Below are 18,308 nucleotides of genomic sequence, written 5' to 3' on the forward strand. Positions count from 1 at the left end.
GGACATCTGTAGGTACTACAGCACCCCGGCGGCCACCCGCAGATCGGCGACCAGCCCGGCGAGGGCCTCGTCCCGCTGCTCCGCCGGTCCGCGCAGGATCGCCGACGGGTGGATCGTGGCGACGACGGCCGGAGCGGACGGAATCTGCACCTCCCCGTCGAGGTGCAGGATCTCCCCCCGGTGCGCGGTCACCCGGAACGACGGGCCGAGCAGCGACTGGGCCGCGGTGGCGCCGAGGCACACGAGCACGTCGGGCTGCACGGCCCGCAGTTCGGCGACCAACCAGGGCCGGCACGCGACGACCTCGCCGCGTGCCGGTTTCTTGTGGATGCGACGCCCGCCGGCGGCGGCCCGCTCGAACTTGAAGTGCTTGACCGCGTTGGTCACGTAGACCTCGCCGCGGTCGATCCCCGCCTCCTCGAGGGCCCGGTCGAGCAGCCGCCCGGCCGGGCCGACGAACGGCTCCCCGGCCCGGTCCTCCTGATCGCCAGGCTGCTCGCCGACGAGCACGAGCCGGGCCGTGGCCGGGCCGGCGCCGAACACGGTGCGTTCGGCGTTCCGGTACAGCTCGCATCCGCGGCAGCCGCCCGCCGCGGCCGCGAGCTCGGCCAGGTCGGTGGTCTCCGGCACGAACTCCTCGGCTCCCGGTTGCCTGCTCACCGCCACCTCCCTTCGGTGACGGACGGGTACCCACCGGCGCTCAGGACATGCGCAGCCGCGACACCCAGGCCCGTGTGTCGGCGGGATCGATGACGTCGTCGAGTTCGAAGATCGTCGCGGCCTGCAGGGCCTTGCCGTGCTGGTAGGCGGCGGCGACGAGCTGCGCGAACAGCTCGTCGCGCGCGGCCCGGTCGGGTGCGGCCTCGAGTTCCTTGCGGAAGCCGAGCCGCACCGCGCCCTCGAGCCCCATCCCGCCGATCTCGCCGGTGGGCCACGCCACGGTGAACTCGGGTGCATGGAAGGACCCGCCGGCCATGGCCATGGCGCCGAGGCCGTAACCCTTGCGCAGGATGATCGTGCCGAACGGGACGGTCAGGCGCGCACCGGCGACGAACAGCCGGCCGAACCGGCGCACCGTGGCCTCCTTCTCCGACTCGGGTCCGACCATGAATCCCGGTGTGTCGCAGAGGCTCACGACGGGCAGGCGGTGCGCCTGGCACAGCTCGAGGAAGTCGGCGGCCTTGTCCGCGGCCTCGGCGTCGATCGCGCCGCCGAGGTGGTGGCTGCTGTTGGCGAGCACCCCGTACGCCGCGCCCTCGACGCGGACGAGGGCGGTGACGATGCCGACACCGTAGTCGCCGCGCAGTTCGAGCACGGAACCGACGTCGGCGATCGCATCGATCGCCGCGCGCACGTCGTAGGCGCGCAACCGGTTCTCGGGAACGACGTGGCGCGCCAGCCGCGGGTCCGGGGCCGCCCACTCGCCGGCGGCGGCGGTGAAGTAGCCGAGGTACTGCCGGGCCAGTTCGACGGCGTGCGCCTCGTCGCGTGCGGCGAGGTGCACGACGCCGTTGCGGCGCTGCACGTCGATCGGGCCGATGTCCTCGGGCCGGTACACGCCGAGCCCGCCGCCCTCGATCATCGCGGGCCCGCCCATGCCGATGTTGGTGTCGGGGGTGGCGATCAGCACGTCGCACACGCCGGCGAGGGCAGCGTTGCCGGCGAAGCACCGCCCGGAGACCACCGCGACAGTGGGGACGCGCCCGCGCAGGGCGGCCATCGCGCGGAACGTCGACAGCTCCAAGCCCTGTCCGGGTCCGGCGTCGACGTCCCCGGGCCGTCCGCCGCCGCCCTCGGCGAACAACACGAGCGGCACCTCGCGGCGGGCGGCGAGTGCGAGCAGCCGGTCGGTCTTGCTGTGGTTGCGCATGCCCTGTGTGCCGGCGAGGACGGTGTAGTCGTAGGAGAGCACCACCGATTCGGCACCGTCGATGCGGGCGAGACCGCCGACGAGCCCGTCGGCGGGGGTGTTGGCGATCAAATCCTCCTCGCTGCGCCGGCTGCGCTGCGCGGCGAGCACGAGCGGCCCGTACTCGACGAAGGTGCCGTCGTCGACGAGGTCGGCGATGTTCTCCCGCGCGGTTCGACGGCCCGTCCGGTGCCGCTTGGCGACCGCGTCGGGCCGGGCGGCGTCGAGGGTGCGGGCGTGCCGGTTCCGGATCTCGGTGAGGTCGTCGCGCACGGCGTCGAGGTCCCGCTCACCCCCGTCGCCGGTGGCCGCGTCGCCGGACCCGGCGCGCACCACGGCGAGCACCTCCCCCGGCTGCACGGTCTGCCCCGGCCGCACCAGCAGGCGCACCACGGTCGCCGATCCGGAGGCGGACACCACGTGCTGCATCTTCATCGCCTCGAGCACCGCGACGGGTGCGCCCGGCGCGAGCGCGTCGCCGTCGGCGGCGGTCTCGACGACGGTGCCGACCATGTCGGCGCGCACCGCCTCCTCCCCCGCGTGCAGTTCCGGCGCGACGGCCGGTGCGCCGTCGGGGCCGGCGACGGCGAGGTCGGCGATCCGTTCGTCCAGCCACGACGTGTGCACGTCGGATGCTGCGAAGTCCTTGTCGCGCAGGATGTTCTGCAGAAACTCGGCATTGGTGGCGACACCCTCGACGAGCAGGTCGCCGAGCGCCGCGTCCGTCTTGCGCAGCGCCGCCGCGAAGTCGTCGATGCGGGTGTGGGTGATCACCTTGGCCAGCAACGAGTCGTAGCGCGGGCTGGTCGTCAGCCCGGGACGGCCGTAGGTGTCGACGCGGACGCCCGGTCCGGTGGGCGGCGTGAACACGGTGAGCGTGCCGGAGGCGGGTACGGCCCGGCCGTCGGGGCGCATCGTCTCGGTGTTGACGCGAGCCTGGACGGCGATGCCCCTCGCGGCGGCGGGCTCGCCGCGCACGCCGGCGCCGTCGGCGGTGACGCCGCCGGGCAGGCCGAGTTCGTCGAACCGGGCACCGCGGGCGATCGCGATCTGCGTCGCGGCCAGGTCGACGCCGGTGACCTCCTCGGTGACCGTGTGCTCCACCTGGATCCGGGGGTTCACCTCGAGGAACACCGCGTCGTCGCCGGCGACGAGGAACTCGACGGTGGCCAGACCCCGATAGCCCACCGATGCGCACAGCCGCGCCGCGGCCTCGTGCAGCGCGCGGCGCACCGTCGCGCCGAGCCGTTGCGCCGGAGCGATTTCCACGAGCTTCTGGTGGCGTCGCTGCACGCTGCAGTCCCGGTCACCGAGCGCGAGAGCCCGCACCCCGCCCGCGCCGTCGGGGGCCGCGACGACCTGCACCTCGATGTGCCGGGCCCGAGCGCACAGGGCCTCGGCGAACAGCGCGCCGTTGCCGAAACCCAACTCCGCCTCGGCCGTACACGCGCGGAAGGCGTCGTCGAGGTCCGCGGCGTCGCGCACGATCCGCATGCCGCGGCCGCCCCCGCCGGCGAGCGCCTTCAGGACGATGCCGCCGGGGTGGGCGGCGAGGAAGTCGCGGGCCGCGCCGGCCGTGACGCCCCCGTCGGTGGCGGGCAGCACGGGCACCTGTGCGGCGACGGCGGTGCGGCGGGCGGCGGCCTTGTCGCCGAAGATCCGCAGCACCTGCGGCTCGGGTCCGACGAACGTCACCCCGGCCGCGGCGCACGCTTCGGCGAATTCGGCGTTCTCGCTGAGGAATCCGTATCCGGGGTGAACGAGGGTGCAGCCGGTCTCGGCGGCGGCGCGCAGCAGCGCCTGCCCGTCGAGGTAGGCGGCCGGTCCGGCACCGGTCAACGCGACGGCGCGGGTGGCGGCGGCGACGTGCGGGCTGTCCGCGTCGTCCTCGGCATACACGGCGACGGTGTCGAGGCCGAGTTCGGTGGCGGAACGGATGACCCGCAGGGCGATCTCGCCGCGGTTGGCTACGAGCAGCATGGGTGTCGGGGGTCCTGTCGGTCGGGGCCGGTCAGCGGAAGCCGATGAGCCGTTCGGACATCGCGATCATGTCGTCGATGTAGGACTGCTGTTCCTGTCTCGGGGCGCCGAGCAGACGCAGGGCGCCGGCGCGTTGCGCGTCGGCGAGGGTGCGGGCGATGCGTTCGGGTGGCGCGCACGGGAGCACCTCGCCGGTGGCGTTGATGCGCTCGACGAACCGCACGTAGCGGCCCACGAGGCGTTCGCGCACGCTCTCCCACTCGGCGCCGACCTCCTCGTCGAGGCGGGCGCGGTGTTCGATCAGCTCGAGGATGCGGCCGTTGACGTAGACGGACTCGATGAAGGCGCGGGTGGTGGTGCGCAGCACCCGGCGCAGGTCGTCCACCGCCCGCCCCTCCATGTGCTGGGCGTCGAGGAACTGCCGGCACACGAGGGTGGCGAGCGCGCGGAACACCTCCTCCTTGGAGGAGAAGTACGCGTAGAAGGTGGCGCGGGAGACGTCGGCGCGGCCGGTGATCACCGCGACGGTGGTGCGCTCGTAGCCGAGTTCGCCGAAGCAGTCGCGGGCGGTCTCGAGCAGGGCCTGCCGGCGCGGGCCGTCGCTGTCGCGCCGGGCGGACCGGGCCCGTTCCTGGGCTTCGCTCGTCGTCACCCGCACAGCATGCGTTGACGTTGACGTCAATGTCAACGGCGGACGCCGCGCTCGTGTCGCTCCACGCCGCCGGGCGGGCGCGGGCTCAGGACCCGCTGCGGCCCTCGGGGTGGGACGGGGACGATCCGGGCGAGCTCACCGGCCGGGGCCAGGGGCGCCCCGCCAGACGCTCGATGTCGGTGTTGAACCGTTCGAGCCAGCGGGCGAACTCGGCGACCTCGGCGGGATCCCAGTCGACCAGCACCCGCTCGAGCCCGGCGACGGAGCGGGCGCGTTCGTCGTCGAGGCGACGGACACCCTCCGCGGTGATGCGGAACTTGCGCGCGACGCCCCCCTCGGGGTCGGGGATGCGCTCGGCGAGAGCTGCGCCGGCCGCATCCGCTCGTGGACCTGCGGGCCACCGCCCGGCCCCAGGCGCTGCCGACCAACGCCGCCTCGGTCGTGGTGGGGTTCGGGATGTACGCGCAGTCGCTCATCGTGCCGCAGCTGCTGCAGCTGCCCGCCGAGACCGGCTACGGCCTGGGCCAGTCGATGCCGGCCATGGGACTGTGGATGGCACCGGGCGGCCTGGTGATGATGGCCGTCTCACCGATCGGCGGAAAATTGTCCGCGACCCGCGGCCCGAAGGTCACCCTGTTGATCGGATGCCTGGTCATCGCCGCCGGCTACGGGGTGTCCCTGCTGCTCATGGGCTCGACGTGGGGCTTGATGCTCGTCGTCTGCATCGGCAGCGCCGGTGTCGGCTTCGCCTACGGGGCCATGCCCGCGCTGATCATGGGTGCGGTGCCGCAGTCCGCCACGGCGTCGGCGAACAGCGTCAACTCCCTGATGCGCGCAGTGGGCACCTCGGTGTCGGCGGCGGTGGTCGGCGTGGTCCTGTCGCAGATGAGCGTGCCGGTCGGCGGCTACAGCCTGCCGACCGAGGGCGGGTTCCGCACCGGGATGCTCATCGGCTGCGGTGTCGCCCCCGTCGCCGCCGCCGTCACCCTCGCCATCCCCGTCGCCCGGCGGCCGAGCCTCGAACCGGTGCGCGAGCCCGCCGCGGCCCGGGTGTGAGCCGACCCGGTTTACGCAACACGGGTGTTCTCGAAATGCACCGGACACCAACGAAATCCGCTCGGCCACTACCCTGTTCGCACACCCGCCGCACCACTACCATGGTCTGCATCCCATAGTGGACAACCGTCCTCCGGAAGGATCGATCATGACCACGATGGAAATGCCGCACGTCACCGAGTGCAGCGTCGGCACCTGCTCCTACAACCACGACGGCTGCCACGCCTACGCCATCAACGTCGCCGGGCACAACGGCAGCGCCGACTGCGAGACGTTCATCCCGCTGTCGACCAAGGGCGGCCTGGACACCGTCACCAGCAGCATGGTCGGCGCCTGCCAGCGCGCCGACTGCGTGCACAACCAGGATCTCGAGTGCACCGCGAGCGAGATCCGCGTGGGCGGCACCGGCAGCGGAGAGCACGCGGCCAACTGCCTGACCTACAGAGCCCGGTAGGTTCCGCCGACCTCACCGCCGCGGCCGCATCAACGTGCGCACCGCGTCCGTCAACGCGGCCGCCGACAGCTCGGGACTGATCGCGCGCTGCAGGCCCAGGCCGATGCCGAGCCCGAGCAGCATGGCCGACGCCTGCCCGGGATCCATCGTGGGCGTGACGTCGTACCGGTCGGCGAGCGAGCGGATCAGCTCGGCGATGAGCGTGCGCACCCCTTCGGCACCCGCCGCGATGCGGGACCGGATCTCCTCGTTGTGCCGGGAGCGCACCGAGAACTCGATCTCGAGCAGGGTCCAGCGCCGGTCGCCGATGGTGCGCTCGGCCCACACCCCGAACGCGGTCACCACGTCGTCGAGCGTCGCACCGGCCGCGAGCGTCGCGGCGATCTCGCCCATGCGCTCGGCCCGGATCCGATCGAGCACCGCGAAGCACAACTCGTCCTTGTTGCGGAAGTTGGAGTACACCGCACCCTTGGAATAACCGGCGTCCTCGGCGATCTGGTCGAGGGACGCCGCGGCGTAGCCGCGCTCGAGGAAGTGCTCGGCCGCCGTGGCGAGCAGATCCTCACGGGTGCGTGCCTGAGTCTCCTGGCGGGTCGGTCGTGCCACGACTCGACGGTACCGGAGCGGCCGAAGTTCGGATACTGTGGTTATCCGGATACCGACGGTATTCGAATGGGGATCACGGGAGACGAGGGGACGACGCGATGGACGAATACCGGGTGGTGGTGATCGGCGCCGGGATCTCCGGCATCGGCGCGGCGATCGCGCTGCGACGGCGCGGGATCACCGACTTCGTCGTCCTCGAGAAGGCCGGGACCCTCGGCGGCACGTGGCGCGCCAACACGTACCCCGGATGCGCCTGCGACGTGCCCTCGCTGCTGTACTCGTACTCCTTCGCCCGGAACCGGGACTGGAGCCGAATCTTCGCCGGGCAGAACGAGATTCGCGACTACATCGAGCACACCGCCGACGCCCGCGGCGTGAGGTCCCACGTCCGGTTCGGGATCGAGATGCTGCGCGCGGACTGGGACCCGATCGACGCGCGCTGGACCCTCGAGACCACCGGCGGGACCGTGCGGGCGCGGTTCCTCGTCGCCGCCGCGGGACCGTGGAACGAACCGCTCGTACCCGACATCCCCGGTCTGTCGCAGTTCCCCGGCGAGGTGTTCCACTCGGCGCGCTGGAACCACGACTACGACCTGCGCGGCAAGCGCGTGGCCGTCGTCGGCACCGGAGCCTCGGCCGTCCAGTTCGTCCCCGAGATCGCGCCGGACGTCGCGCGGCTGCACCTGTACCAGCGGACGGCGCAGTGGGTGCTGCCCAAGCCCGACCGCCGGCTGTCGGGGTTCGAGCGCCGGCTGCTCGCCCGCGTCCCGGGCGCGCGACGACTGGTCGAGGCGACCGAGTACGCGCTCATGGAGGCCCTCGGCCTCGGCTTCCGGCACCCGTGGCTCATGCGGCAACTGCAGTGGATCGGCCGCGCCCAGCTGCGGGCGCAGGTCCGCGACCCGCGGCTGCGCCGCGCCCTGACCCCCGACTACACCCTGGGCTGCAAGCGGCTGCTCATGTCGAACACCTACTACCCCGCCCTCACCCGCCCCCACGTCGAGGTCCACCCGAGCGCGGTGCGCGAGATCCGCGGCTCCACCGTGATCGCCCAGGACGGCAGCGAAGCCGAGGTCGACGCCGTCGTCTTCGGCACCGGCTTCCACATCCTCGACATGCCGATCGCCGGCCGGATGTTCGACGGACAGGGACGCAGCCTCGACGAGCACTGGCAGGGCAGCCCGCAGGCGTTCCTGGGGTCGTCCGTCGCGGGCTTTCCCAACGCGTTCGTCCTGCTCGGCCCCAGCCTCGGCACCGGTCACACGTCGGCGTTCCTCATCCTCGAAGCCCAGCTCGAGCACGTCGCGACCGCGATCGACACGGCGGTGCGCCGCGGCTGGCGCACCCTCGAGGTGCGGCGCGACGTCCAGGACGCCTTCAACGACGAGGTCCAGGCCGCCCTGCCGGGCACGGTCTACAACTCCGGCGGATGCCGCAGCTACTTCTTCGACGCCAACGGCCGCAACAGCTTCAACTGGCCGTGGTCGTCGGCCGCGCTCCGTCGCCGGGTGTCGGCGTTCGACCCGGGCGTCTACGCCGTCACGCGCGACGACGAACCCGTGCCCGCCGGGTGATCCGTGTCCGCCGGTGATCCGTGCGCCCGGCGGTCCTCGGTGCCCGGATGGCCGGCGTACCGTCGGGTCATGGCCCGCAGGTCCGCCACCCGCCGCCGTCCGCCCCCGTCGGACGGCTACCTGTACGAACCCAGCGAGCGGCGGGTCCGCGGAACCTGGGCCGGTCACACCGTGGTCGACACCATCCGCGCGCTGCTCGTGTGGCCGCCCGGCCATCCCGTCCCCTTCTACCTGTTCCCCCGCGACGACGTGCGCACCGATCTCCTCGCGCCCGCCCCGGCACCGGGCGACAGGAACGACGTCGCGCGGTGGTTCGACCTGACCGACGACGAGACCCGGGCGCCCGCCGCGGCGTTCGTGCTCGACGTCGCGGGACTCGAGGAGTACATCGGCTTCGAATGGTTCGGCCGCCGGGGAGCGGGCATCGAAAACTGGTACGAGGAGGACACGGAGATCTTCGTTCATCCCCGCGACCCGCACCACCGGGTCGATGCGCTGCCCAGCAGCCGGCACGTGCAGGTGTCCATCGCCGGCACGGTCGTCGCCGAGACCCGGAACCCGGTGCTGCTGTTCGAGACCCACCTGCCCGTGCGGTACTACATCCCGCCCGCCGACGTCGACTTCTCGGTACTCGAGGAGACGGAACTGCACACGTCGTGCCCCTACAAGGGTACGGCCCGGTACTGGAGCTTCACCGGAACGCCGCGGGCCGAGAACGTCGCCTGGTCGTACCCGGATCCCCTCCTCGCCGTCGCACCGATCGCCGGCCACGTCGCGTTCTACAACGAGGCGGTGGACCTCGTCGTCGACGGCGTTCCCGTCGCGCGTCCGGGCGGCTGACCGCGCCGGCTCACCGCTCGAGCCGGATCCACGGGCCGCCGTCCCCCGCGGCCCGCAACCGAGTGCCGAAGATCGCCGACGACTCCTCGAGCGCCGCGCGCAGCCAGCGCTCCTGCGACTGCGTGACGTGTTCGAGCCGCATCCGCCGCGCCCGCACCGGCATCATCCGCAACTCCCGCAGCTCCCGCGAGTCCGCGTCGAACGAGACGACATACAGCAGGCGCAACTCGTCGCGGAAGCGCTCGTAGCCGCCGATGCCCTCGTAGTCGTTGATCAGGTCGCCGCACCCGTACAGCACCGGCTTGCCGCGGTAGACCTCCAGCGGCCGCGGGTGATGGGACGAATGCCCGTGCACCACATCGACGCCGCCGTCGATCAGACGGTGCGCGAACCGCACGTGCTCGTCCGGCACCGCGTAGCCCCAGTTGGATCCCCAGTGCACCGACACCACCACCACATCGCCGGCTGCACGGTCGGCGTCGATCCGGGCGAGCAGCCCGTCGGCTCCCGCCTCCGACACCTCCGGCAACAGCGCCACCCCGGGCCGCGTCGCCGTCGCGGCCCACCACGGGGCGATCCCGCTCGACACCGCGCCCACCGACCACACCCGCACCCGGCACGCCCCGACCGGGACCGTCGCCGGCCGCCACGCCAGCCGATCGTCGCCGCCCGCGCCGGCGAGCCGCAGTCCCGCCGCCGTGAGGACCTCGACGGACTCGCGCAGACCACGGACGCCGAAGTCGAGCACGTGATTGTTGGCCAGGGTGCACACGTCGACCCGTGCGACGGTGACCACCTCGACGTTCGCCGGATTCATCCGGTAGTGGATGCCCTTCTCCGGCGCGTAGTCCCGCGACGTGGTCACGGACGTCTCGAGGTTGACGATCCGAACGTCCGGGGCGCACTCGTCGAGCACGGACAGCGCGATGCCCCACGGCCAGTCGTATCCCGCGGGCCGCGGAATCGCGCCGCTGCGGGTCTCGGCGAGTTCGACGTAGTCCCGGGCGTCCTTCACGTAGGACTCCCGCAGCGTGGGACCTCCGGGGTGCGGGAGGATCTGGTCCACACCCCGGCCGGTCATCACGTCTCCGGCGAGGAAGAGCGTCACCGTGCCCGGCACACCTGCGACAGTAATCCCCGGCCCCCGGATCCGTCGCGCGTCCGCGGGCACAGGTCAGCCCGACGCGTAGCTCGGCTGCTCGGTGACGTCGCCGAGCACGACCAGCGTCGCGAGGGTGTTCTCCCACCGGATCCGGGCGGCGCCGACCGTCGCCTGCACGACGGTCCCGTCCGGGCGGCCGAACTCGCACAGCTGCCCGGTCCGGTCGTGCAGCGAGCGGACGGTGACGGAACCGTCGGGCCACGTGCCGCCGGTGAAGATCTCGTGCAGCGCCCGGTCCTCCACGTCCCGGGCGTCGACGCCGAGCAGCGCGGCAAAGGTGGGATTGGCGTAGGCGATGGCGCCGCCGTCGCGCACGGCGATGATGGGGACGGGCAGCAGATCGAGGACGGCGGGCAGGGGCAGCGGCGCCAACCGGTCCGGCAGGTGCGCCCAGGTCGCGGCCTTGGCCCGATACAGATCCAAGTCGGCGTCGTGGTAGAGGTCCATGGGGTCGCTGACGACGCCCGCCGCGACCCCGAAGCTGACCGGCACGGGATTCGCGCGGGCCATGTCCTCGAGCACCGCGCGCCCCTCCTCTTCGTCCGTGTCCGGGAGCACGACGAGGAATTCGTCGCCGCCGAGACGAGCCAGGATTCCACCGCGCGGCACCTGTTGCGCCCACGCCCCGGCGGCATCGCGGAGCAGTGCGTCACCCGCGGGATGCCCGTGCTCGTCGTTGAACGCCTTGAATCCGTCGACGTCGAGCAGGCCCAGGCAGACCCGGGTACCACGGTCGCGCGGCCGCGAGCGCAGTTCGAGGTCGAGACCCGCGCGGTTGCGCAGGCCGGTGAGCGGATCGCGGGTCGCCGCGTTCACCAGCAGCCGTCCGACGGCCCCGAAGATCGCCCCGGAGCCGAGCAGGGCGGCGGCGACGATCACGTAACCGACCCACAGCAGGCGCGTCGGGGCGACGGCCGCGGCGCCGAGGGTCGCCGCGGTGAGCGCCCCGATCCACAGGACGGCCTGCCGCGGTGGCCAGAACGCCGCGAGATACATCGACAGGAACATCGATCCCATGACGCTGATGAGGATGCGGGAGGGATCGACGTGGAACGCGATCACCGCCGGCATCGCGACGACCGCGCACGCGGTGGCGGCGACGATGGGGGTGCGTCCCAGACGCCGCGGCGCCCACCGCAGGATCACCAGCCCCGCGATGCCCAGCGCCAGCGCCGAGGCCATGCCGGCGAAGCTGCCGGATCGGGCGATGGCCGGATCGAGCAGGGCCGCAACGATTCCTACCGCGACGAGCCCGGTGCTGACCGCCAGGTACCACACGAGCAGACGGCGCCGCTGGACCCGGAGGTTCTCCGTCGCACCGTGCAGCACCTGGCGATCGCCCACAGCCGGATTATCGCGTTCGTCGCACCGCTTGTGTCCCGCTCGGCGAAATGCCGGCCGTCACCGGCCCGGCAGCCACTGCATCGCCTTGACGAAGGGCGGCATCACCTTCGACCACAGCTTCGGCGGAACCCCACGGGGCCCACCGAGATTCATCACCCGGGTGGTCGCGATCGTCTGCGGCTCGGTGTACTTGATCAGGCCCTCGGCGCCGTGCCGGCGGCCCATACCCGAGATGCCCATGCCGCCCATCGGCGCGTCGGTGCTGCCCCACGCCGGCGCGTAGCCCTCGTCGACGTTGACGGTGCCCGCCCGCACCCGCGCCGCGATGGCCTCGCCCTGCGCCTTGGTGCCCGCCCACACGCTGGCATTGAGCCCGTACTCGGTGTCGTTGGCGCGACGGATCGCCTCCTCGACGTTGTCCACCGGGTACACCGACACGAGCGGACCGAACGTCTCCTCCCGGTAGCACTCGGCGTCCTCGGGGACGTCGGTGAGCACCGTCGGCTCGTAGAACAGGGGGCCGAGATCGGGCCGGGCCCGGCCGCCGGCGACGACGGTGGCGCCCTTGGCGACGGCGTCGTCGACGTGCCCGGAGACGGCCTTGACCTGGGTCTCGTTGACCATGCTGCCCATTTCGACGCCGTACTCGTAACCCGGCCCGAGGGTCATGTTCCGCACCCGCTCGCCGAGCATGCGGAGGAACTCGGGGGCGACGGACTTCTCCACGTAGATCCGTTCGATGGAGATGCACAGCTGCCCGGAGTTGGAGAAGCACGCCCGCACGGCCGCGTCGGTGACCTCACGCAGGTTCGCGCCGGCGGTGACGATCATCGGGTTCTTGCCGCCGAGTTCGGCGGAGAAGCCGATGAGGCGGCGGCCCGCCTGCTCGGCGAGGAGGCTGCCGGTCTGCGAGGAGCCGGTGAACATGAGGTAGTCGGCGTTCTCGACGAGGGCGGTGCCCACGACGGAGCCGGGCCCGGGCACCACGGCGAACAGGTCGCGCGGCAGCCCGGCCCGATAGAGCAGTTCGACGACGGCCAGCGCGCAGTAGGGGGTCTGGCTGTCGGGCTTGAGGACGACGGCGTTACCGGCGAGCAGGGCGGCGATCGCGTCGGAGACGGCGAGGGTCATCGGGTAGTTCCACGGGGCGATGACCCCGACGACGCCCTTCGGGTGGTAGCGCACGGTGGTCTTCGTCAGGCCGGGAAGCATGCCCGTGGCGCGGCGGGGACGCAGCAGCCGGGGCGCGGTGCGCGCGTAGTAGCGCGCGGTGAGGGCGATGTCGAGGACCTCCTCCTGCGCCGACGCGCGGGCCTTGCCGGTCTCGGCCTGGGCCATGTCCATCAGCTCTTCGCGGTGGGCCAGCACCAGGTCGTGGTAGCGGTGGAAGATCTCGGCGCGTTGCTCGACGGAGCGGCGTGCCCAGTCGGCCTGCGCGACGCGGGCCCGCTCGAGGGCGGCCCTGGCGTCGTCGGCGGTGCCGATGGGAACCGTCGCGAGTTCACGACCGGTGAAAGCCTCCACGACCGAGCGGGTGGGACGGCTCGCTGCGTCCGGGATGGCGATGAGCTCGGCCAACCGTGCGAAGGTGGCGGCGCTGGGAGCAGGCATGTCGTACCCCTACTGGTGAGTAGTTCTTGCAGTTACACCAACCTACCGCGCGGCGTGGTGCTTGTCACAGAGCGGGCTGTTCGCCGCCCGGCAGCCCCGCTAGCCTGAGGAGATGGACCCACCGGTCACCCGGTATCTTCCGCGCGACGGCCACGGCCTCGCGTACCAGGTGGTGGGTGAAGGCCCGGTGGACGTCGTGTGGTTCCTCGAGATCCAGACCCACCTGGACCTGATGTGGACCGACCCCCACCTGCACTACCTGATCGAACGCAACGGCACCTTCGGCCGCTCGGTGTACTTCCAGCGCCGCGGGATCGGGCTGTCCGATCCGCTGGACCGGGTGCCCAGCCTCGAGGAGCAGGCCGACGACGTGCTGGCCGTGATGGACGAGGTGGGGATGCGCCGGGCCACCCTCGTCGGCGTCGCCAGCACCTGCGGACCGCAGTGCCTCGTCGCCGCCCGCGCCCCGGACCGCGTCGCCGGCCTGGTCCTCGTCCAGCCGTTCGCCGAGCGTCTCCTCGGCGGCGACGGTGAGCCGCACGGATGGACGCCGGTGCGGCGGGCGGAGTTCGTCGACAACTGGCGGACCGTGGGCCGGGAGTGGGGTTCCGGGGCCTCGGTCCGGATGTGGGAGCACCACGCCGACAACCCCTACAACCGGCGGCTGATGGCGATGCTCGAACGCTGCTCCGCGACACCGACCACGACGCAGGCGCACCTCGAGTGGATCTTCCGGCTCGACTACTCCAGCGCCCTGCCGTCGATCCAGTGCCCGGCCCGGGTGCTGCTCCCGGCCGCCAGCCCCGTGCCCCGCGCCGCCGCCGAGTTCGTCGCGCGGCAGATCCCCCGCGGTTCGTTCCACCTGTTGCCGAACGCCCTGCCCGGCGCCTCGCTCGGGGAGGCGTGGCGGCCGATCCTCGACCACGTCGAGGAACTCGCCACCGGGATGCAGCATCCGGTCGACGCCGACCGCAGCCTCGCGTCGCTGCTGTTCACCGACATTGTCGGCTCGACGAAACTGCTCGCCCGTATCGGCGACGGCGCCTACCGCGACCTGCGCGCCGCCCACGAACGACGGGTCCGGGCCGAGGTGGAGCAGGCCGGCGGCCGGCTCGTGAAGGTCACGGGGGACGGGACGCTGAGCCTCTTCGACGGCCCGGCCGCGGCCGTGCGCTGTGCCGCGCGGATCCGCGACGACGCCCGCGGCCTCGGCATCGAGATCCGGGCCGGCGTCCACACCGGCACCGTCGAGCACGCCGGACCCGAGCTGACCGGATTGACCGTGCACATCGGGGCGCGCATCGGCGCGACCGCCGGTCCCGGCGAGATCCTGGTCTCCCGCACCACCCGCGACCTCGGCACCGGCTCGGGCCTGAGGTTCGCCGACCGGGGCCGGCACCGGCTCGCCGGGGTGCCCGGCCGGTGGCAGCTGTACGCGCTCACCGACGCGATCACGGACCCGCCCCCGATCGCGCACCGGTCCCTCGACCTGTCCGTGCTCGACCGGGCCGTGCTCCGCACCGCCCGGCGCGCACCGCAGGTGCTGCGGGCGGCCGCGGCTCTCGCCCACGCCCGGCAGCACCGGCAGGCGCGGTGATCGTGGACCGGAAGACCACGATCACCCCTGCGTGACCCTCGTGTGAATCAGCAGGCGAGGTCTCGGTGGCGGGCTCGGCCTGCCAGGCTTCGGTTGTGATGAGGCCGGAACCGGGACGGCGCCACCGATCCGGTTCCCCAAGATCCGGCCCTGCGAGTCAGCACTGAGCAGGATCGCCGTCGGCGGCCGCGAGCGACTCGGCGGTGCCGGGGCGAGACAGCCAGTAGATCGTTTCCTGCAGTGATTCCAGATCGTCGACCGACATCAGGACCGCGGCCGGTTTGCCGTACCGGGTGATCGCGATGACGTCGTGCGTGGCTTCGTCGCTGTCGACCAGCGCCGAGAGCTTGTCCTCGGCTTCGCCGAGCGGCACCTCGTGCACGAATATTGCCCTCATGCGCACCCGGTAGCAGGATGGCGGCGACACCGCGCCCCGCCGCCCCCCAACGGCTGGTCCCGAACGCCGAACCGTACGGAGCCGTTGTCGTGCGCTATTCAACGAAGACCATCGGTCAGTTCCGGACGGTCTCGACGACCTCGCCTCACTCGGACGCACCCTGCACCGACGCAGAGCCGACGTGCTCGCCTGCGTCGACCACCGCGCCTCGAACGGACCCACCGCGGCGATCAACGCCCGACTCGAAGCACTGCCCCGTCACGCCCTCCGATTCGGCAACCCGACCCCCTACCGGATCCCGTCACTGCTGCACTGCGGCAACCTCACCCGCGCGATCGAGGCACTCCAGGACCGGAAGAGCCCGTACAGCGGCACCATGGGGCCATGGACACCGCGCCGGAACCCGCTATGCCCGACACTCGCGACTGGACCTTCGTGCTCGACCGAGGGTGCCCCGAGTGCGGGTACACGCTGCACGATCCGGCCACGACCGGTCAACGCTTGCGCGCCGGCGTGCCACGCTGGCAGGCCGTGCTGCGACGGCCGAACGTCGCCGAGCGTCCCGCTCCGAGGGTGTGGTCGACGCTCGAGTACGCCTCCCACGCGCGCGACCTCATCGCCGTCCTCGGACAACGAGTGCGGGCGATGATCACCGAGGACACCCCGACGTTCGCCGATTACGACGGCGAGGCCGAGGCGATCCGCCGGCGGTTCTGGGCGGCAGATCCCGCCGCCGTGGCCCGGCAGATCGCGTCACGCACCGACGAGACCGTCAAGATCGTCGAGGGCGTCGAGGACTGGCGGCGCGACGGCCTGCGCAGCGACGGCCGCCGGTTCACCGTCGCGCAGTTGTGCCAGTATCTGCTGCACGACGTCGAGCACCATCTGCACGACGTCGCGGGCTGATCCGGCCGAGCCGCGTAGTGGTGGGGTCCAGGACCGAGCGGCGCGGCGGTGGTGTACCGGCAGCACCGAGCCGACCGGCTCCGTGCGCGCGACCCGTGACCGAACCGTTATAGTCGGCGTCATGACGTCGGTTCTCGGTGTGTCGGTCGGGGCCAGCGCTGTGCGCTTCGCGTGCCGCGACACCGAGAGCCCCCACGGTCCGCTCTTCCGATCACGGTCGGTGACCGCGACCCTCGAACGGCCGGGAGACCCGGCCGCCGCATCCCTCGACACGGTGCTCGCCGAAACCGACGAGATCGACGAGGCCCAGGCCATCGGCGTCGCGTACCGGAACCAGGCGCAGGCCGGTGCCGTCCAGGCCGCGATGACCCGACTCGAGATCGGCCACTTCCACTTGGTCCCCGAAGTGACGGCCGCGCTCGAGAGGCTGGAGACGTCCGGGGATCTCGGCGACCACGAGACGCTCGTGTTCTACGACCTCGGCAGTTCCGGCCTCACCGTCACCGTCGTCGACCGCCCCACCGGGCTCGTGCTGAGCACCGCACGCTCGGACCGGATCAGCGGCGACCTCCTCGACCGGCTGATCTACCACCATCACCTGGAACTGCACCGCTTCACCACGCCGGCCGACCCGGCAGCACAGCTCGCCCTCACCGCCCGGTGCCGCGACGCGAAGGAGCAGCTGTCCACCCACGGCGCGGTGTGCATGCCCGGGGAGGGCGGTCTGCTGCTGCTCTCCCAGGACAGCTTCGATTCGCTCATCGACGGCCCCGTAAAAGCCTCGGCCCACCTCACCCGGGAGGTCATCCGCCGCTCCGGCCGCACTCCCGACGCCGCGGTGCTCCTCGGCGGCGGTGCGCACATCCCGCTGGTCACCTCCGTGATGCAGTCCCGGCTCGACCTCCCGGTGATCGTGCCCGCACAACCCGAACTCGTCGCGGCCGAGGGTGCGGCGCTGCTGGCCCGCCCCGCCACCGGCGAGGCGGGCGGCACGGTGATGTCCCCGACAACGGCACCCGCGCCCCACCAGACGAGCAACACCGTCGACACCCGGCACACCGTCGAGACGACCGCACCGCCGCGGACACCTCGACGCCTCCTCCTCGCCGGCAGCGTCGTCACCGTCGTCGCGGCGATCGGCCTCGGCCTCGGCACCGACCTGCTGCAGGGTTCCGAGCGGGACGCACAGCCCACCGCCCCGCCACCGCCCACCACGACCGCGGACGTGGCCCCGCCCCCGGAAGCCGCCCCGCCGGTGGTCGACACGCAGCCGACGATCCCCGCACAGACCGAAGCGCGCACCACGAACCCGCCGCAGACACACAGTCCGACCCAGACGCCCACCACCCCCCGGACGCAGAACAGTGCGCCGGCCGACACATCGGCTCCGCCACCCCCACCGGAACCAGCCCCCCTCATTCCCGGTCTCCCGCAGTACCAACTGCCCACACTTCCCCCACCCCCGCCGCTCCCCCTACCGGAACTGCCCCCGATACCCGGACTCTGAATCCCTCGAGCCCACACACCATCGACATGTTCTGAGGCGTGACGCTTGTCCTTGCCCGGCGGCAGGCCGGTGAGCCCCCCACCAGGTGTGGTGGATAAGCACGATTACCCACCACTCATGTTGCGGTGCAGCAGAGTTGGACGGAACGACGGGCGAGGAAGGTGCCATCGCGCCTGTGCCCGCTTGGCGTGGGAACACGGGTTCAGGACCGGGACCGTCCCAGCCGATCAATCCGGCCGGATCGGCGGCAGCGAACAGCGCCACGACGGCATCTTTGCTGGTGCCGTCCGGCGACCGACCGGCGATCGGATCGAGGTGGTGTTCGTGCTGGAGGTGCGAGACGTGGCGACCGTACGCGCCCGGCTGTGCTGGACGCGGTAGTGGTGGCGCCAACGTCATTCCGGCTCGTGCCGGAACGACGTTCCTACGCCACGGGCGAGGCCCCCGGAACCAGGGATTCCGGGAGCCTCGCCTGTGTTGCGCTGTCAGAGGCAGTCGTTGCCGGGCGCGGGCAACTCGACCCCGAAGTCGCGTCGCATGATCCCGACTCCCGTGCCGGACAGGGTGCGCAGCTTCGTCGGGTGCAAGCCGACTTCGAGTGCCTGCTCGACAAGGCCGAGCAGGCGCGTGTCGGACAGCGGATGCAACGCCGCTTCCTCGCGGGCGGCGTCGAACGCGCACCCTGCGTCCGGTCCCTGGACGTCGACGTAGGC

At 72.2% G+C, this 18,308-nt stretch carries 16 protein-coding genes and 2 pseudogenes; 8 read left to right on the forward strand and 10 right to left on the reverse strand.

The window, feature by feature from the left end:
• Window positions 1-15: 15 nt before the first annotated feature.
• From JYA75_RS03495 to JYA75_RS28690, 4 genes are all read right to left on the reverse strand, one after another.
• A complete protein-coding gene (locus JYA75_RS03495) occupies window positions 16-666 on the reverse strand; it encodes a UdgX family uracil-DNA binding protein (protein WP_203329690.1) in 651 nt (216 codons plus the stop codon).
• 34 nt (window positions 667-700) lie between these two features.
• Entirely contained in the window at window positions 701-3,889 is a 3,189-nt protein-coding gene (locus JYA75_RS03500; RefSeq protein WP_203329691.1) for a carboxyl transferase domain-containing protein, read from the reverse strand.
• 31 nt (window positions 3,890-3,920) lie between these two features.
• Window positions 3,921-4,547, reverse strand: coding sequence for a TetR/AcrR family transcriptional regulator (locus tag JYA75_RS03505; protein WP_161995345.1), 627 nt, complete (start codon window positions 4,545-4,547; stop codon window positions 3,921-3,923).
• A 79-nt stretch (window positions 4,548-4,626) separates the two neighbouring features.
• A complete protein-coding gene (locus JYA75_RS28690) occupies window positions 4,627-4,785 on the reverse strand; it encodes a hypothetical protein (protein ID WP_238406244.1) in 159 nt (52 codons plus the stop codon).
• 116 nt (window positions 4,786-4,901) lie between these two features.
• On the opposite strand from JYA75_RS28690, the pseudogene JYA75_RS03515 reads away from it, so the two are divergent.
• A pseudogene (locus tag JYA75_RS03515) lies at window positions 4,902-5,597 on the forward strand (MFS transporter); the annotation flags it as partial.
• Window positions 5,598-5,745: 148 nt separating this feature from the next.
• On the forward strand, window positions 5,746-6,051 hold the full coding sequence (locus JYA75_RS03520; protein ID WP_006935328.1) for a DUF1540 domain-containing protein: 306 nt from the start codon (window positions 5,746-5,748) through the stop codon (window positions 6,049-6,051).
• Window positions 6,052-6,063: 12 nt separating this feature from the next.
• Here JYA75_RS03520 and JYA75_RS03525 read toward each other — a convergent pair whose 3' ends face one another.
• Entirely contained in the window at window positions 6,064-6,657 is a 594-nt protein-coding gene (locus tag JYA75_RS03525; protein ID WP_065923230.1) for a TetR/AcrR family transcriptional regulator, read from the reverse strand.
• 98 nt (window positions 6,658-6,755) lie between these two features.
• Between JYA75_RS03525 and JYA75_RS03530 the strand changes: the two genes are divergently transcribed.
• Both JYA75_RS03530 and JYA75_RS03535 read left to right on the forward strand, forming a co-directional pair.
• Complete coding sequence (locus JYA75_RS03530; protein ID WP_065923231.1) at window positions 6,756-8,231, forward strand: NAD(P)/FAD-dependent oxidoreductase; 1,476 nt, start codon at window positions 6,756-6,758, stop codon at window positions 8,229-8,231.
• Window positions 8,232-8,300: 69 nt separating this feature from the next.
• Complete coding sequence (locus tag JYA75_RS03535) at window positions 8,301-9,071, forward strand: DUF427 domain-containing protein (RefSeq protein ID WP_161995346.1); 771 nt, start codon at window positions 8,301-8,303, stop codon at window positions 9,069-9,071.
• A 10-nt stretch (window positions 9,072-9,081) separates the two neighbouring features.
• Here JYA75_RS03535 and JYA75_RS03540 read toward each other — a convergent pair whose 3' ends face one another.
• From JYA75_RS03540 to JYA75_RS03550, 3 genes are read right to left on the reverse strand one after another with little or no spacing between them, the layout of a single operon-like run.
• Window positions 9,082-10,191 (reverse strand): CapA family protein, encoded by a 1,110-nt coding sequence (locus tag JYA75_RS03540; RefSeq protein WP_161995347.1) that lies wholly within the window; start codon window positions 10,189-10,191, stop codon window positions 9,082-9,084.
• A 54-nt stretch (window positions 10,192-10,245) separates the two neighbouring features.
• Window positions 10,246-11,577 (reverse strand): diguanylate cyclase, encoded by a 1,332-nt coding sequence (locus tag JYA75_RS03545; RefSeq protein WP_161995348.1) that lies wholly within the window; start codon window positions 11,575-11,577, stop codon window positions 10,246-10,248.
• A gap of 57 nt (window positions 11,578-11,634) precedes the next feature.
• Window positions 11,635-13,188 (reverse strand): succinic semialdehyde dehydrogenase, encoded by a 1,554-nt coding sequence (locus tag JYA75_RS03550; RefSeq protein WP_050034323.1) that lies wholly within the window; start codon window positions 13,186-13,188, stop codon window positions 11,635-11,637.
• Window positions 13,189-13,300: 112 nt separating this feature from the next.
• Here JYA75_RS03550 and JYA75_RS03555 point away from each other — a divergent pair, with 112 nt between their 5' ends.
• Complete coding sequence (locus JYA75_RS03555; protein ID WP_203329693.1) at window positions 13,301-14,785, forward strand: adenylate/guanylate cyclase domain-containing protein; 1,485 nt, start codon at window positions 13,301-13,303, stop codon at window positions 14,783-14,785.
• Between the two features lie 157 nt (window positions 14,786-14,942).
• Here the strand turns inward: JYA75_RS03555 and JYA75_RS03560 are convergent, their stop codons facing one another.
• Entirely contained in the window at window positions 14,943-15,167 is a 225-nt protein-coding gene (locus JYA75_RS03560; protein ID WP_203329694.1) for a type II toxin-antitoxin system Phd/YefM family antitoxin, read from the reverse strand.
• 106 nt (window positions 15,168-15,273) lie between these two features.
• Between JYA75_RS03560 and JYA75_RS28695 the strand changes: the two are divergent.
• The 3 genes and pseudogenes from JYA75_RS28695 to JYA75_RS03575 form a co-directional block, all read left to right on the forward strand.
• Window positions 15,274-15,528 (forward strand): annotated as a pseudogene (locus JYA75_RS28695) (transposase); the annotation flags it as partial.
• Window positions 15,529-15,566: 38 nt separating this feature from the next.
• Window positions 15,567-16,088, forward strand: coding sequence for a DinB family protein (locus tag JYA75_RS03570; protein WP_203329695.1), 522 nt, complete (start codon window positions 15,567-15,569; stop codon window positions 16,086-16,088).
• A gap of 121 nt (window positions 16,089-16,209) precedes the next feature.
• Window positions 16,210-17,595 (forward strand): Hsp70 family protein, encoded by a 1,386-nt coding sequence (locus tag JYA75_RS03575; protein ID WP_203329696.1) that lies wholly within the window; start codon window positions 16,210-16,212, stop codon window positions 17,593-17,595.
• A gap of 485 nt (window positions 17,596-18,080) precedes the next feature.
• On the opposite strand, the gene JYA75_RS28700 is transcribed toward JYA75_RS03575, so the two are convergent.
• Window positions 18,081-18,242: a hypothetical protein gene (locus JYA75_RS28700; RefSeq protein WP_230304382.1), complete on the reverse strand. Its 162-nt coding sequence runs from the start codon at window positions 18,240-18,242 to the stop codon at window positions 18,081-18,083.
• Window positions 18,243-18,308 lie beyond the last annotated feature (66 nt).

It is taken from the genome of Rhodococcus sp. PSBB066 (genome assembly GCF_017068255.1).
Classification (GTDB): domain Bacteria; phylum Actinomycetota; class Actinomycetes; order Mycobacteriales; family Mycobacteriaceae; genus Rhodococcus; species Rhodococcus aetherivorans.